14 protein-coding genes and 1 pseudogene are annotated in these 15332 nt (G+C 70.9%); 5 read left to right on the top strand and 10 right to left on the bottom strand.

Going from position 1 to position 15332, the window contains the following annotated elements; genetic code table 11:
• The first annotated feature begins 29 nt into the window (after positions 1-29).
• Complete coding sequence (locus ACIBO8_RS16365; RefSeq protein ID WP_396116026.1) at positions 30-431, top strand: winged helix-turn-helix transcriptional regulator; 402 nt, start codon at positions 30-32, stop codon at positions 429-431.
• On the opposite strand, the gene tuf is transcribed toward ACIBO8_RS16365, so the two are convergent.
• The 3 genes from tuf to ACIBO8_RS16350 all read right to left on the bottom strand — a co-directional run bounded on the left by tuf (position 428) and on the right by ACIBO8_RS16350 (position 4403).
• Positions 428-1615 (bottom strand): elongation factor Tu, encoded by a 1188-nt coding sequence (gene tuf, locus ACIBO8_RS16360; RefSeq protein ID WP_396116025.1) that lies wholly within the window; start codon positions 1613-1615, stop codon positions 428-430. The two genes, ACIBO8_RS16365 and tuf, sit on opposite strands and share 4 nt — an antisense overlap.
• Positions 1616-1888: 273 nt before the next feature.
• Positions 1889-2659 carry a L,D-transpeptidase family protein gene (locus tag ACIBO8_RS16355; RefSeq protein WP_396116394.1) on the bottom strand — a complete coding sequence of 257 codons (771 nt, stop codon included), beginning with the start codon at positions 2657-2659 and terminating at the stop codon, positions 1889-1891.
• A gap of 25 nt (positions 2660-2684) precedes the next feature.
• Positions 2685-4403 (bottom strand): serine/threonine-protein kinase, encoded by a 1719-nt coding sequence (locus ACIBO8_RS16350; protein ID WP_396116024.1) that lies wholly within the window; start codon positions 4401-4403, stop codon positions 2685-2687.
• Positions 4404-4581: 178 nt separating this feature from the next.
• Between ACIBO8_RS16350 and ACIBO8_RS16345 the strand changes: the two genes are divergently transcribed.
• Positions 4582-5511 carry a phosphotransferase gene (locus tag ACIBO8_RS16345; RefSeq protein ID WP_396116023.1) on the top strand — a complete coding sequence of 310 codons (930 nt, stop codon included), beginning with the start codon at positions 4582-4584 and terminating at the stop codon, positions 5509-5511.
• 82 nt (positions 5512-5593) lie between these two features.
• Positions 5594-7669, top strand: coding sequence for a response regulator (locus tag ACIBO8_RS16340; protein ID WP_396116022.1), 2076 nt, complete (start codon positions 5594-5596; stop codon positions 7667-7669).
• Here ACIBO8_RS16340 and ACIBO8_RS16335 read toward each other — a convergent pair.
• The 5 genes from ACIBO8_RS16335 to ACIBO8_RS16315 are packed head-to-tail and all read right to left on the bottom strand — an operon-like array spanning position 7666 to position 12236.
• Positions 7666-8580: a glycoside hydrolase family 88 protein gene (locus ACIBO8_RS16335; RefSeq protein WP_396116021.1), complete on the bottom strand. Its 915-nt coding sequence runs from the start codon at positions 8578-8580 to the stop codon at positions 7666-7668. The two genes, ACIBO8_RS16340 and ACIBO8_RS16335, sit on opposite strands and share 4 nt — an antisense overlap.
• The gene (locus ACIBO8_RS16330; RefSeq protein WP_396116020.1) at positions 8577-9515 is read right to left on the bottom strand and encodes a ribose-phosphate diphosphokinase; all 939 of its coding nucleotides are present in this window, start codon (positions 9513-9515) and stop codon (positions 8577-8579) included. Before ACIBO8_RS16330 ends, ACIBO8_RS16335 begins: the two co-directional genes overlap by 4 nt.
• Positions 9516-9546: 31 nt before the next feature.
• The gene (locus ACIBO8_RS16325; protein WP_396116019.1) at positions 9547-10011 is read right to left on the bottom strand and encodes an OsmC family protein; all 465 of its coding nucleotides are present in this window, start codon (positions 10009-10011) and stop codon (positions 9547-9549) included.
• A 2-nt stretch (positions 10012-10013) separates the two neighbouring features.
• Positions 10014-11024: a magnesium transporter CorA family protein gene (locus ACIBO8_RS16320; RefSeq protein WP_396116018.1), complete on the bottom strand. Its 1011-nt coding sequence runs from the start codon at positions 11022-11024 to the stop codon at positions 10014-10016.
• 30 nt (positions 11025-11054) lie between these two features.
• Positions 11055-12236 (bottom strand): polysaccharide lyase family 7 protein, encoded by a 1182-nt coding sequence (locus tag ACIBO8_RS16315; protein ID WP_396116017.1) that lies wholly within the window; start codon positions 12234-12236, stop codon positions 11055-11057.
• 218 nt (positions 12237-12454) lie between these two features.
• Between ACIBO8_RS16315 and ACIBO8_RS16310 the strand changes: the two genes are divergently transcribed.
• Both ACIBO8_RS16310 and ACIBO8_RS16305 read left to right on the top strand, forming a co-directional pair.
• Positions 12455-12907, top strand: a complete 453-nt coding sequence (locus tag ACIBO8_RS16310; RefSeq protein ID WP_396116016.1) for a DUF4396 domain-containing protein — start codon at positions 12455-12457, stop codon at positions 12905-12907.
• Between the two features lie 251 nt (positions 12908-13158).
• On the top strand, positions 13159-13449 hold the full coding sequence (locus tag ACIBO8_RS16305; RefSeq protein WP_396116015.1) for a hypothetical protein: 291 nt from the start codon (positions 13159-13161) through the stop codon (positions 13447-13449).
• 13 nt (positions 13450-13462) lie between these two features.
• Here the strand turns inward: ACIBO8_RS16305 and ACIBO8_RS16300 are convergent.
• Positions 13463-13633, bottom strand: a pseudogene (locus ACIBO8_RS16300) (ISL3 family transposase); the annotation flags it as partial.
• A gap of 312 nt (positions 13634-13945) precedes the next feature.
• Positions 13946-15175, bottom strand: a complete 1230-nt coding sequence (locus tag ACIBO8_RS16295; RefSeq protein WP_396116014.1) for a S41 family peptidase — start codon at positions 15173-15175, stop codon at positions 13946-13948.
• Positions 15176-15332: the final 157 nt, after the last annotated feature.

Genomic DNA, 15332 nt, shown 5'->3' with positions numbered 1-15332 from the left:
GGAGTGCCCGGGGTACCCGGAGGTTCCGCATGGCCACCGTTTCCGCCGCTGAGCGCCGCGAGCGGGCGCGCCGCGCCTACAACGCCAATCTGGCCGAGTGCCCGGGGCACGAGCTGTTGTCCGCCCTGAGCGACAAATGGCTCACCCTGGTGGTGAGCGCGCTCGCCGACGGCCCGCTGCGGCACGCCGAGCTCGCCCGTACCGTCGCCGGCGCCAGCCAGAAGATGCTCACCCAGACCCTGCGCAAGCTGGAGCGCGACGGGCTGGTCACCCGGGCCGTCACGGCTTCCGTGCCGGCCCGGGTGGACTATGCCTTGACGCCGCTCGGCGCGGCGCTGGTGCCGTTGCAGCGGGCCGTCAAGGAGTGGGCGGAGACCCACATCCCGGAGGTCCACGCCGCCCGCGCCCGTTACGACGCGGGCGGCCGCTAGTCGAGCAGCTGCGTCACCGTGCCGGCGGCGACCGTACGCCCGCCCTCGCGCACCGCGAAGCCGAGCCCGGCGTCCATCGGCACCTCCTTGCCCAGGTGCACTGTCAGCTCCACGGTGTCGCCCGGCATGACCATCGGCAGGCCGCCGAGGTCGATCGCGCCGGACACGTCCGTGGTGCGGAAGAAGAACTGCGGGCGGTAGTTCGCCACGAAGGGCGTGTGCCGTCCGCCCTCCTCCTTCGTCAGGGCGTACATCCGGGCCCGGAAGCTGCGGTGCGGGGTGACGCTGCCCGGCAGCGCCACGACCTGGCCGCGTTGCACCTGGTCGCGCTTGATGCCGCGAAGCAGGACGGCCGCGTTGTCGCCCGCCTCGGCGGACGGCAGCGACTTGCCGAACGTCTCCAGCCCGGTCGCCACCGTGGCGATGGTCGGGCCGAGCCCCACCACCTCGACCGGCTCGCCGACGCGCAGGGTGCCGCGCTCGACCTTGCCGGTCACCACGGTGCCGCGCCCGCTGATGGTGAGCACGTTCTCGATCGGCATCAGGAACGGCTCGCCCAGCTCGCGCGGCGGGACCGGCACGTACGCGTCGACCGCGTCGAGGAGCTCCACGATGGACGCCGTCCAGCGCGGGTCGCCCTCGAGGGCCTTGAGCGCGCTGACGCGGACCACCGGCACCTCGTCGCCCGGGAAGCCGTACTCGCCGACGAGCTCGCGTACCTCCAGCTCCACGAGGTCGAGCAGCTCCTCGTCCTCGACGGCGTCACTCTTGTTCAGGGCGACCACCAGGTACGGCACGCCGACCCGCCGGGCGAGCAGCACGTGCTCGCGGGTCTGCGGCATGGCGCCGTCCTGGGCCGAGACGACGAGGATCGCGCCGTCCACCTGCGCCGCCCCCGTGATCATGTTCTTCACGTAGTCGGCGTGCCCCGGCATGTCGACGTGGGCGTAGTGACGGTGCTCGGTCTCGTACTCGACGTGGGCGATGTTGATGGTGATACCGCGGTCGTGCTCCTCCGGGGCCTTGTCGATCCCGTCGAACGCGACGTACCGGTTGGTTGCCGGGTCGCGGTCGGCGAGGACCTTCGTGATGGCGGCGGTCAGGGTCGTCTTGCCGTGGTCGACGTGGCCCATCGTGCCGATGTTGAGGTGCGGCTTGGTACGGATGAACTGGCTCTTGGCCATGGGTATGTCCCTACTGGATGTAAGAAACGGAAAAAGGACGTCAGAACCCGCGCAGGGTCGAGCCACCCTCCCCCTGGGTTCTGCTGCTACCGGGGAAGGGTCAGCCTCGGGTATCGGCGCCGGGAAGAACGCACGCGGGAGCGGCCGGCAGGGGGAACCCCGCGGGCAGCTGCAGACCGGGCGCGAACATGGCGATCACGGTACCCATCCGACCGCCGCGCCCGCCACCCAAAATCGGACTGAAGTCCCTACGCTGAGAGACGCGACCGCATCTCACGCGCGGCCGATGTCGGCCAGCGGCGCCATGACGATGCGGGGCGTCTTCGCCGGGTCGAGCCACTTCAGCACGGCGAGCAGGTCGGCGCGGCGCAGCGAGACGCATCCGGCCGTCGAGCCGGCGCCGTTGATGTGCAGGAAGATGGCCGAACCGAGCCGCACGTTCTTCGGCCGGCTGGTCTCGTACTGCCCGTGCGCGGCGTTCCAGCTGACCGTCGAGCCCAGCGGGCGGTTGAAGTTGATGACGGCGGCGTACTCGTACTGCGTGGGGTAGGCGGCGATCCGCTCGGACTCGCCCTTGCGCCACGTCCGGGTGCTGGATGCCCTCGGCTGGAACAGGTTGTACGTCTTCGGGTCCCGGTTGTCGCCGACCCAGTAGTCGTCGCTGCCGGCGTGCGTGTACGGGATCCTGGTGCCGGGGTTCGCCTTGAGCCCGAACGCCGTCGTGATGCGGAACGTGCCGCTGGGCGTGGTGCCGGTGTTCTGCACCCGCGAGGACGCCCACGCCCACCCCGCGTACCCGTTGCGGGCCGGCATGCCGGGGAACTGCTGGGTCCAGCTGCCGTTGCTGTTCTTCTGGTACGCCCGCAGCGTCGCGTACGACGAGGTGCGCCCGTTGCCGGTCACGACGACGACCTGCTGGGACTCGCCGATGTTCCGCAGCCTCGAGGGGTGGTACGGGGGTACGTCCGAGGCATCGGCGGACAAAGCACGGAAAACGCCGAGCCCGAGGACGAGAGCAGCGATCGCAAGCCCCGCCGCCAGCATCTTCCGCACGGCGGGACCCTACCAATCAGAACGTGAACTCGTGGCCCCTCGCCGATCCGGCCTCCACCCTCCCGTCGCGGGCGAATCGCCACGACATCTCCACCTGGTAGCGGCGTCCCGACCGGGGGTTCACCGTGGCCGTACCGCAGTCCTGCGAACGGGCGCCTTCCCGGAAGACCAGGTCGTCACACGTCTTCGCCGGGAGGCTGCTGCCCGTGGCCAGGTCCCGCAGGGCGAGCGAGATCGAGGCGGTGCCGTCGCGCGGCGCGGTCAGCGTGGCCGTGAGCTGAACCTTCTTCCCGACCTTGTGGCAGGGCTTCACCGCCATCGCGTTGTCGTAGCTCAGCGCGTACTGCTGGTTGCAGTCCCACGGTCCGTAGGTCTTCTCCACCACAGGCGCCTCGGTACGGGTCTCCGGACTGGTTCGCGGGCGAGGAGTCGTCACCGCCTGAACGGCTGCCCTCGCGTGCAGCGGGCTCGTGACCGATGCTCCGGAACCCTTGCGGGTCCGCGCGGCCCGTGACGGGACGGGTGTCGCGGAGGCGACCGTGGCGGGCTGCGATTGCCGCGCCTGGGCGACGGCCGGGCTCCCTTCGGGCGACTCGTCCTCGCGGCCGAGGTGCCACGCCGTGGTCGCCACCCCGGAGGCCAGCATCGCGGAGCAGACCAGGGCGATCATCGCCCAGGGCCGGGCCCATCGCCAGCTCGCGGGCTGGTTGCGCCGCCGGGGCACGGCGAGCTTGCGCATGCTCGCCAGCGACGGATGAGGGCTCGGCGGGGCGGGCGGCGGTTCCGGGTCGGGGGTCCGGGACTTCCGGGGCCGGGCCGCCTTGGCGGACTCGGGGGCGGGTAGCGCCGGGGCGTCCGCCAGGGAACGGGCCACGGTGCCGAGATCCACGACGAGCTCGCCGGCGTCCGGGCGCAGGCGGGGTTTCTGCTCGAGGCAGGCGGCGATGAGGTCCCAGAGCGGGTCGGGGATGCCGGGCCGGCGTTCCGGGCAGCCGCGCAGGTGCAGCTGCATCAGGTCGGTGACCGTGTCGCTGTCGTACGGCGGTCGCCCCGACACCAACTCGTAGAGCAGCACGCCGAGGGCGTACACGTCGGCCGCCGGGCTGGTCGAGGAGCTGTGGAAGGCCTCGGGTGCCATGTAGTGCGGGGTGCCGACGACCGCGTCGGTGGTGGTGAGGCTGGGCGTGTTGAGCACGCGGGCGATGCCGAAATCGGTCAGCCGGATGTCGAGCCGGCCGTCCTCGCGGTGCAGCAGGATGTTGTCCGGCTTGAGGTCGCGGTGCACGATGCCGAGCCCGTGCGCCTCCGCGAGCGCCGCCGCGACCTGGGCGCCGAGCCGGGCCGCCTCGCCGGGCGTCAGGGTGGGCTGTTCGCGCAGGTAGTCGCGCAGGCTGCCGCCCGGGACCAGGTCCATGACCAGGCCGAGCGACTCGCCGACGCTGAACAGGTCACGGACCCGTACGACGTTGCGGTGCCGCAGCATCAGCAGGATGGTGCGCTCCTGCACGAAGCGGGTGACCAGCTTGGGCTGGCGCAACAGGCTCTCGTGCAGCAGCTTGACGGCCACCGGCTCGCCGGTGGCACGGTCGACGCCGCGCCACACCGTTCCGGTCGCGCCGTGGCCGATCGGGCGGATGAGGATGTACGAGCTGCCGACGCACCGCCCGCTCAGATCGAGGGTCGACGCGCCGTCGGAATCCGCCCGTGCGCCGCTGCTCGTGGGATCCTGGTCCACCTGTGGTCGTGCCCTTCCGCCCGCCGCGGTCCCGCGACATCCGACTGGCCGACCGGAATGATGCTGTTTGTCCGTATCAATGCGCAACCCTACACGTCGGAGTTCGCACGTGAGGTAGGTGTCCGGCGCCACCCGTCACCGGATCCCCGTCCCGTCGTTCCACGCATTGGAGCCCTCGTTGAGCTGCGAAAACATCGCTACCCTGTGGCCGGACGCCGAAGATGAGGAAGATTTCGACCTCGTTGCCCGCGACGAGGAGGCCCTCGGTCCGGGGGTACGCACGCTGCTCGACCGGCTCGGTGTGCCCGGTGCGCCCGCGCGCTTCCCGACGGGCTCACTACCCGTGTACGCGATCGGCGACGTGGTGCTCAAGCTCTACCCGCCGGTGCACGCGGAGGAGCGGCCGGTCGAGGCCGGGGTGCTCGCGGCGGTGCACGGGCGGCTGCCCGTACCGACGCCGGGTGTCCACGCGTCCGGCGAGTTCGAGGGCTGGGGCTACGTGCTCATGGACCGGCTTCCGGGTGAACCTCTCAGCCGCGCCTGGCCACGGCTGACCGATGCCGAACGGGACGGGATCGCCGAGCAGCTCGGCGAGGGCATCGCCGCCCTGCACGCGGTCGCGCCGCCGGCGATCGAGGAGTGGTGGCCGCAGGACTGGGACGAGTTCGTGGCCGACCAGGTCGCCGGCTGTGCCGGGCGGCACCGGGCGCTCGGCCTCGCCCCGGCGTGGGCCGCGCAGATCCCGGACTTCCTGGCCTCGGTGCGGCTCACCGCCCCGGCCGTGCTGCTGCACACCGAGATCATGGACGAGCACCTGCTGGTGCGCGACGGCCGGCTGACCGGGCTGGTCGACTTCGAGCCGGCGATGCGGGGTGCGGCCGAGTACGACTTCGTCGGCCCGGCGGTGTTCCTGGCCCGCGGGGACACCCGGGTCTACGGACGGATGGTGCGGGCGTACGGGATCCGGCCGGACGCCGATCTGCGCCGCCGCCTGATGGCCTGGACGTTGCTGCATTACTACAGCAATCTGCCCGCCTTCCTGGAGCGGATGCCCGCCCCGGTGGAACCCACGTTCGACGCGCTCGCCGAGCGCTGGTTCGCGATGTGACCCATGGGACGGAACTCGGCCGCTCGGTTGCATTCCTCCTGAACCGCCCGCACCGTGCGGCCGTTACGCCGATAGTTGCCACATGGGTGTCATGGCTTATCCCCTCCGGTACGCACTGGCCGACCTGGCGCTGGCGCTCAGCCGCGTCGCCGAGGACACCGAGCAGGTGCGTTCGACCGCCGCCCGGGCCGCCGCGGACATGCTCGGCGAGGGCGCCGGCGTGCAACTGCTGGGCGACGACGGACGCTACGACGCGATCACCTACCACCATGCCGACGACCAGCTGGCTCCCGCGTACGGCCACCTGCTCGACCGCGCCGGCGAACTGCCCGACGACGACTTCTCCACCAGCCTCGCCGCCAGCCGGCGCCCGCTCGTGCTCGCCGGGGAGGCCGGCCGGCCGATCACCGAGCTGCCCCGGCCGCGGCACGCGCCGCACGTCGACCCGGGTGAGCCGGCGCCCGAGGTGCACGCCGCGGTGCTGTGCCCGGTGATCGTCGACAACACGTACGCGGGCTACCTGGTGCTGACCCGCTCGACGCCGGGCGCGATCTACTCCCCCGCCGAGGTGGAGCTGGCCCGCGACATCGCCGGCGAGCTGTCCCTGGCCCTGTCCAGCGCACGGGCCATGGAACGGCTGCGCGCCAGCGAGGAACGCCTGCGCCGGGTGCTGGAGACGATTCCCGAGGGCGTGCTCCAGCTCGACGACGACGGCGTCGCCACGTACGCGAACGAGCCCATCGGCGTCGTCCTCGGCCTGCCCCGGCACCAGCTCGTCGGCGTCTCGCTGCGCGGCTTCCTCGACAAGCACGGCCAGGCCGAGCTGACCCGGCGCCTCGCCGAGTGCAAGGCCGGGCGTTCCACGGTCGGCGCCACCAAGCTGCTGCGCGCCGACGGTTCCCAGCGCAGCGTCCGGATGAGCATGATGCCGCTGGAGGACGAGCACGGCCGGCCCTGCGGCGTGCTCTGCATGGTCACCGACACGACCGACCACATCGATGCCAAGGGGCTCAAGCGCCAGCTCGACCACCTGCGCCGGCTCGACAGCATGGGCCAGCTCATCGGCGGCATCTCGCACGACTTCAACAACCTGATGACCGTGGTCGCCGGCTCCGCCGACATGATCGCCACGACGACGGCCGAGGGCACACCGCAGCACCAGATGGCCAAGGACATCCTGGACGCGGTCGCCACCGGGCGGACCCTGACCCATCAGCTGCTCGCCTTCGGGCGTACCGAAGGCAACCGACCGGAGATCATCCCCATCCCGGACCTGCTCACCGACGTGCAGAGCCTGTTCAGCCGGACCCTCGGTGAGCGCATCGGCCTGGACCTGGCCTTCGGCCCGGACGTCTGGCCGGTACGCGCGGAGCGCGGCCCCCTGGAACAGGCCCTGGTCAACCTGGCCGCCAATGCCCGCGACGCGATGCTGCACGGCGGCATGCTGCGGGTGGCCGCCACCAACGAGGTGGTCCAGCCCGGCCAACTCGCCGAGGGCGCACCGGCCGGGCGGTGCGTGCACCTGGTCATCCAGGACACCGGCGTGGGCATGAGCGACGAGACCCGCAAGCGTGCCCTCGAGCCGTTCTTCACCACCCGGCCCACCGCTGCCGGGCTGGGCCTGGCCACCACCGCCGGCATCGTGCAGGGCATCGGCGGCCACATCGAACTCGAGTCGGCGCCGCGGATGGGCACGACGGTGCACCTCTACCTGCCGGCCGCCGAGGAACGCCCGGCGCCGGCCGTCGACCGCCGGGTCACGCCCGCGGTCATCGGCCGGGTGCTCATCGTGGAGGACCAGCCCGAGGTGGCGCAGCTCGTGCAGCGGCTGATCGAGCCCGCCGGCTACGAGATCACGGTCGCCACGGACGCGCTGCAGGCGGTGACCCAGGTCGCCTCGGGCGCCCAGCCGGACCTGCTGATCACCGACGTGGTGATGCCCACGATGACCGGCCCCGAGCTGGCCGCGGCGCTGCGTACGCACCGGCCCGACCTGCCGGTGCTCTACATGTCCGGCTACACGGCGGCGTCGCTGGGGCCGCAGCTGCACCTCGACGAGAACAGCATGCTGGTGGAGAAGCCGTTCACCCGTTCGACACTGCTGGGCGCGATCCGTACCCTCTGCGGGCCGCAGCCGGCTCGGGGGCCGAACAGCTAGGCGGCCGCGGTGGCGAGCAGGTGGAAGGCCTGGGCCTCGCTCGAGGTGCCGGGCCGGTCGAAGCGCGGGGAGCCGGCGGCGCCGCGCACCACGCCGTCCTCGCCGATCTCCCGGGTGGCGGCCGCGAGCAGGTCACGGCCGACACCGGCGTAGTCAGGAGGCAGCCACCCGTCGGCCGCACCGGTCAGGGCGGCGTAGGCGAACATCTGCGCCGCATTGGTCTCCCGGAACGTCGCCGGGTCGTCCAGCACGTCGTGGAACAGCCCGTCCGGCCGCCGCAGCGCGAGGCAGGCGTCGAGGACCTCGCGACCGTGTGCCGCCAGCCGCTCGCGCTCGGGGAAGTCCGGCACGAGCCGCAGGGTGCGCGCGACCGCCGCCGCCACCCATCCGTTCCCGCCGCCCCAGCGGTCGGCCCGCCGCAGCGAGCCGGTCTCCTCCGACCAGATCGCCGAGTAGACGCCGTCGCGGCAGAGCCGGTCGCGATGCCCCTCGACCTGCTGCCAGGCCACGTCGGGCCGCCCGCTCAGCGCCAGGAACGGCACCACCATGTAGACCGTGTCTGCCCACATCTCGCGGCCGCCGATCAGGTGGAAGAGCGTGCCGTCGGCAGCCCGGGGTGCGTCGGACACCAGCCAGGCGAGCTGCCGGCGGGCCGCTTCGGCGAAGACCGCATCTCCGGTACGCCGGTACGCCGCGAGCACCGCCTCCCCGCACGCGGCACCGTTGACCGCGCCCACCTCGTCCTCGACGTTGCCGAGGCGCCCGTCGGCCGACTGGCGTACCACTGCGGCCTCGGCCAGCAGCACCGCCAGGTCGTCGCGGCCCAGATCGAGCGCGGCCTGCGCGGCGACCCCCTGCTCCCACGACTGGCGCTGCATCGCCAGCAGCGCGGTGAGCACCGCCTCGGTCATGAGAACAGCGCGCTGACCGACTCGCCGTTGTGGATCCGGCGCATCGCCTCGGCGAGCGCGGGCGCCACCGAGAGCACCGTCAGCTTGTCGGTGCGGTTCGCCGCCGGGATCGGGACGGTGTTGGTGCAGACGATCTCCTCGACGTCCTTCTCGTCGGAGAGCCGCTGCACCGCCTGCGAGGCGAACAGGCCGTGCGTGCACGCGACCCGGATGCTGCGGGTCTCGCGCTCGCGCAGCCGGCCGAGCAGCTCGAACACCGTGCTGCCCTTGGCGATCTCGTCGTCCAGGATGATCACGTCACGGTCGGCGACCTCGCCGATGACCGAGCTGATCACCACCTTGTCGTCGGCGAACCGCTGCTTGGCGCCGGCGGCCACCTCGATGCCGAGCATCCGCGCGAACGCCGCCGCCTCCTTGGCGTTGCCCAGGTCCGGCGAGACCACGACGGTGTTGCTCAGGTCGTACCCGCGGAAGTGGTGGGCCAGCTCGCGCAGCGCGTGCAGGTGGTCGACCGGGATGCTGAAGAAGCCGTGGACCTGCGGGGAGTGCAGAGTCATGGCGAGGATCCGGTGCGCGCCCGCGGTCTGCAGCAGGTCGGCGACGAGGCGGCCCCCGATGGAGATGCGCGGGGCGTCCTTCTTGTCGCTGCGGGCGTACGCGTAATGCGGCAGGACGACGGTGATCCGGCCGGCCGAGGCACCGCGCGCGGCGTCGAGCATGAACAGCAGCTCGACGAGGTTCTCCTGGACCGGCGGGACCAGCGGCTGGATGAGGAACACGTCGCGCTCGCGGCAGTTGCCCTGCAACTGCACCTCGATGCAGTCGTTGGCGAACCGCGAGGTCTTCGTGGGCAGCAGCGGCACGCCGAGGTGCTCGCAGATCTCCGCCGCCAATTCGGGATGGGCGCTTCCGGTGAACACGGCGATGTCACGCACGGGCTCACCCTAATGTTCCGGCCCCGGACACTTACGGGCGACCACCCACCACCGTCGCCCGGACGGTGACCGTGGAGTTCAGCGAGTTGGCGATGTAGCACTCGTCGTGCGCCTGGTCGACGAGCCGCAGCACCAGCTCCTCGTCGGTGCCCGCGGCGACGTGCACGACCGGGTTGAGCTCGATCAGCTCGATGCGGGCCCCGCGCAGGTCCTCGCTGAGGTGGCCGGTCGCGTCGTCGGCGTACCGGAGCACGTCGACGTGCTTGCGGGCGGCCACCGACAGGAACGAGAGCAGCTGGCACGAGCTGGCCGCCAGCACGACGAGCTGCTCGGGGTTCAGCAGGTCCGCGTCGCCCCGGAAGTGCGGGTCGGCGCTCAGCCGCAGCGAGGCTTGCGCGGGCGGGGCGGTCGCGCTGTGGGCCCGCGGGTACGCCCGGTAGCCCTCTCCCGTCGAGCCGTCCCACTCCAGCCGCGCCCGGTGCACGAGTCTCTCCACGGTCACAGCCAACCACGGCGCTTGAGGTAGACGTACAGCCCGCCGGCGGAGACGACGATCAGCAGGGTGCTGGCGAGGAAGCCGGAGAAGTGCTCGTAACCCCAGTACGGCACGTTCTGGCCGAAGAAGCCGGTCAGCGCGGTGGGTACGGCGATGACGGCGGCCCACGCGGCGAGCTTGCGAGTGACGTCGTTGAGCGCGTTGCTCTGCTCGTTGAGGTCCGCCTCGAGCAACCCGTTGATGCGGTCCCGGGCGCCGTCGATGGTCTCCGTGGCCCGGCGCGCGTGGTCGTCGACGTCGTGGTAGTACGGCGCCAGTCGCGCGTCGACGAGCGCGTCCTCGAGGCGCAGCACATCGGCGACGAGGTCCGCCATGGGCGCCACCGCCCGGCGCAGCGCGGCGACGGCCTTGCGCAGGCCGAAGCCGTACATCCGCACGGACCGCGGCGCGCCGCCCTCCTCGAGCATGGAGTCCTCGGTCTTGTCCATCGCCTCGTCCAGCGCACGGGCCGCGGCGAGCTGCCCGTCCACGACGACGTCGAGCAGGCCGTACACGAGGAAGGCGACCCCGCCGTGCTTGGCCAGTTCGGCGTCCGCGTCCCAGCGCTCGACGAACCGGGAGACGTCGCTCGCCGACTTGCGCACGGTGACCAGCGCCCGGTCGGTGATGAAGGCGCTGATCTCCGTCTTGTCCAGTTCGGGGACCGGGCCGCCCGTGGTGACGTGCACGTCGTACACGTTCATGAACAGGTGGCCGGGATAGCGGTCGAGCTTGGGCCGCTGATGGTCGTGCACGGCGTCCTCGACGGCCAGCGGGTGCAACCGGAACTCGGCCGCCACGGCCCGTAGGTCCTCCTCGTCGGGGTCGAGCAGGTCGAACCAGAGCACGGCGTCGGGATGCTCGCCCAGGACCCGGGAGATCTCGGCCGCGCCGAAGCCCTCGGCCACCACCCCGCCGCCTTCGTAGAGCCGGGTCATGACGGGGCAGGTGGGCATAGCGGGTGTCTGTGTCACGGCACTCCACTATGCCCCACCGACCAGTGATCAGCCGTGCGAGACGGTCAGGCTGTAGAACTTCACCTTCGCGCCGTTCGTGGTGCTCTCCGACGAGCTCTGGTTGTACGAGCCGGCCTTGAAGTACTGCTTGTACGGGTTGAACGACGACGGGATCGAGTAGCTGGTCCGCGTACCGTTGACGGTGAGGTTGATCTTGTTGCCCGTGACGTTGATGACGTAGCTCCACCGGGTGCCCAGCGGGACGTTGCCGACCGCATGCAGGGTCTGGCCGCCGGACGGGGAGTTCTCCGTGCCGAGGAAGATGTCGCCGTTGGGCCGGTAGTAGAGCTCGAGCAGCGGCTTGGTCGACGAACCGCCGGAGCCCAGGTGCACCTGCCCCACGCAGACGTTCTTGGTCACCTGCGTGATGCGCAGGCCGGCACTCAACGTGTGGGTGCCCGCCAGCGGCCAGTCGGCCGCGCTGCCGTTCGCGTTCATCTCCCGCAGCTCTGAGCGAGCGTAGTTCGAGTTCGGCGTCGTGACGCCCTTCTCCGGCGCGAAGAACGTCATCGCGCCGTCGTTGCGGTCCGTGAAGAAGTACGCCGGATGCGTGTACCCGTTGGGCCCCTTGAGCTGCGACGGCGGGATGGTGGTCGGCGCGCCGGGCGAGCCGATCGGCAGCTGCAGCGACCAGATCGAGAGGTTGAAGTTGCCGCCCGGGGCGACGTTCGGATCGAGCGGGCCGCCGCCGCCACCGCCGGCCAGGGTCCAGGCCTGGTTGGCGGCGCCGGTGCACGTCCAGATCTGCAGTTGCGTGCCGTTCGCCGAGCTCCCGCCGGCGGCGTCGAGGCACTTGCCGGAGCCGGTGTTGACGAGGGAGCCGCCGGAGACCGTCCACTTCTGCGCGGCGGTGCCGTTGCAGTCGTAGAGCTGCACCTTGGCGCCGTTGGCGGTCGAGCCGCCGGTCACGTCCATGCACTTCCCGAGCGCCCGGAAGGTGGCGTCGGAGGCGTCGGTGGCCCAGGTCTGGGCCGCCGATCCGTTGCAGTCGTAGAGCTGGACACGAGCACCGTCGGCCGTGCTGGCGCCGGCGACATCGACGCACTTGCCGCCGAGCCCGGTGATGGCACCGGCCGCCGCGGCGCCGGCGTCGGTGATACCGAGAACCCCGAGGGCTGCGACGACGGCGGCCGAACCAAGGCTGGCGAGGAGAGTGGTACGGCGTTTCATGGGGAACCTTCCAGTGGGGGATGCGCCGAACCGGGCCGGAAGGTGGGGGCCGGGCCGGAATAGGCAAGGTAGCGAACAATTAACTCCGGGCGTCGACCGGTGTCAACCCATCCCATGGCCCTGACCTGCGGGAACCGCAGGTCAGGGCCGAATTCATAAACTTAAATTAAGTCAATCTTGCCCTTGCGACAGATACCCCCCGGGGGTATCTTTGCCCCATGAAGACTTCCGTCACCTGGCGCGCCGCGGCCGCCGCCACCCTGCATTGCCTCACCGGTTGCGCCATCGGCGAAGTCCTCGGCATGGTGATCGGCACCGCCGCGGGACTGCACAACGCCGCCACCGTCGTCCTGTCCGTCGCCCTGGCGTTCGTGTTCGGTTACGCCCTCACCATGCGAGGCGTCCTCCGCGCAGGCGTCGACCTCCGAGCGGCGCTCAAGGTGGCGCTGGCCGCCGACACCGTCTCGATCGCGGTGATGGAGGTCGCGGACAACGCGGTCATCGTCGCGATACCGGGAGCCATGGAGGCCGGGCTGGACAACGCGCTGTTCTGGGGCGCGCTCGCGGGATCGCTGGCGGTCGCCTTCCTGCTGACCACTCCGCTCAACCGCTGGATGATCTCCCGCGGACGAGGACACGCGGTCGTCCATCACTACCACCACGCCCACTGAGGTCCTTGCCGCCGCGTCATCGGCGCGGCCCCAAAGTGTCGCCCGGCCCGGCGAAGGATCGACGGGTAAACCTGTGCGATTCGCGTGATTCTGCCCGGGAAATCGTCGCGCTCGTAACCTGCTGAGGTCTTTCGTTCAAACCCCCTGACGCAGAGCCACATCGACAGCGTCGTCATCCCGCCGCGTCCGGGCGGCACCGGCGCGAACACCGTCATTGATCTTGGATGGGTGCGTGCCGTTATCGTGACGAGGTGATCGACCTCCAGGTGCGTAAGGAGTCTGGCCAGGTCGTGGCGAGCTCACGCGGCTTTGAATGGACCCAAGAGCTCATTGACCTCGACCCTGCGGTGTTCCCGATGCTCGCCGGTCTCTGTGCCTATCTCGATACCGTCTTCAACCAGCGACAGATCCCCATGCTGCTGGCGGAGCTGGAGCGACTCCCGGTCGGCTTGATTCCTGAGCCGGTTCTTGCCGAGATTCGCCGGTTCTCGACCGTGGTTGGAGACGGCCAACATCTCTATCTTTGGTTCTGCGGTGATTGATCGAGCCGCTCGGTCACGAGGCGAGCAGGATTCGCTTGCGCAGCAGGTCGAAGCCGGCTCGGCCGTACATCTGCCGTTTGATCATCTTGATGCGGTCGACGTTGCCTTCGACCGGTCCGGAGCTGAAGGGCAGGCTCAGCCCGGCGGTGACCGCGGCGAGGTCGGCGGTCAGGCCGGTGGCGAAGCGGCTGATCCCGGGCAGCGATCCAGGATCTGCCGGAGCTGCTCGGTGTCGCGGTCGACGAGGTTGTCCGGGTGCCGGCAGATCCATCCGGTCACCTGCCGCACCGACCGCGGGCGGGGTGCAGTGGTCAGGTCGGGTTTGCTGCGGTATTGCTCGACGAACTTGCGGAGGATCGGGTAGCTGCCGGTGAAGCCTCGAGCGGTGATCTCGCGATACCGGGTGCTGACCTTGACGCGTCCTTCGCCGACGGCGCCTCTTCGCCTGTAGCCCGGATGCACGTGCGTGCCGGCTCCGGCACGCACGTGCGCCTGATCAGTCCCCGGTCCGTCGATACTCCAGCGCCTGCGCACCGGGTCCGGGATGGAGCAGCATCCGGCCCGGCTCGAACCGTACGCGCAGCCGGCCGTTGCCCCGCGCGCCGTACAGGCCGTCGGCAGTCAGGGGATCGAGGCAGAAGTCGTGACGTCCGGGGCGCAGCAGCCACAGCCGCCCGTCCTTGAGCACTACATCGGCCGACCCGTAGGACCCCGCGCAAGACGCGAGCGTCGCCTCGTCCGGCGGCGCCGGCGGACTGCGGCGCGCCTCGACCGCAACGCGGGCCCACAGGTACTCGGCGCGCAGTTCTTCGCTCGACGCCGCCGCGGCCAGCCGCTCCAACGCCAGCGCGTGCGCCACGTCGAGCGCCTCCCCCGCCGGGGTCTCGATCGTGGGGGCGACTCCCGTGCCCTCCCAGCTCGTGCCCGTCGCGGGATGCACCGGACGGCCGTACGAAACGCTGAGCACGAACTCGGTTCCCACCGGCAGCCGCTCGTTGACGTGCGCCGCCCCGGCCGTGGTCTCGCCGATGACCTCGCCGAGCCCGAACTCCCGCACGTGATAGGCGAACGCCTCGCCGGCCGAATAGGTGTGCGCGTCGGTCAAGACGTACAGCGGCACCCCGACGAGCCGCCCTGCCGGCAGCGACTCCAGGGACCGGACCTTCGTCTCGGACCCCGCCTCGACGAACGTCATCACCGGCACATCCGGCTCCAGGAAATGACTCACCAGATACTGCACCGCGAGCGGCTCCCCGCCGAGGTTTCCCCGCAGGTCGATCACCACGGCATCGGCGTCGCGCAGGAACCGCACGGCACCGTCGTAGGCCACATCGGTCGCGCCGGGCACCCAGTCGAAGTCGGTGAGCCGCAGCAGCCGGACGTTGCCCTCCAGCAGCCGCTGTTCGACGAGTCCGTAGTGATTGCGCTTCACGGCCTCCAGCGCGGCATCGTCGGACTCTCGCGCCGACCGCAACGCCGCATTGCCCGTGGGGTCGAACCGCACCCCGAGATGCTTGTCCCCCGAGGCCTCCTTCAGATCAGCACCTACCACCTCGGCGAAGAGTCCTGGCTCCGCCAGGTCGTACCGTCCGGCACGCGCGCCGGCCTCCAGCCGCTCGACGATCCCGTCCACCGCCGCGGGCAGGACGTAGCGCTCACGAAGCAGGGCAGCGACATGCCGGAGCGCCGCATCCCGCCTGTCACCATCGAATCCGTCATCACCCACCGGGGAAGGGTAAGCCGCCCGGGCTCATTGACAGATGCCTATCGAATTGGGTTGAATCACCGGCACGGCTCGGCGCGGCCCCCGGCTCAGGGGTGTGACGCGCTCAGTGAATTCGTTCTGACCCGGCCGTCGCACGTCTGCCATGCCCGCGTCACGT

It is taken from the genome of Actinoplanes sp. NPDC049681 (genome assembly GCF_044465265.1).
Lineage (GTDB): Bacteria > Actinomycetota > Actinomycetes > Mycobacteriales > Micromonosporaceae > Actinoplanes.
The sequence above is the reverse complement of the archived record's forward strand: the minus strand, read 5'-3'. Positions and strand labels throughout refer to the sequence as shown.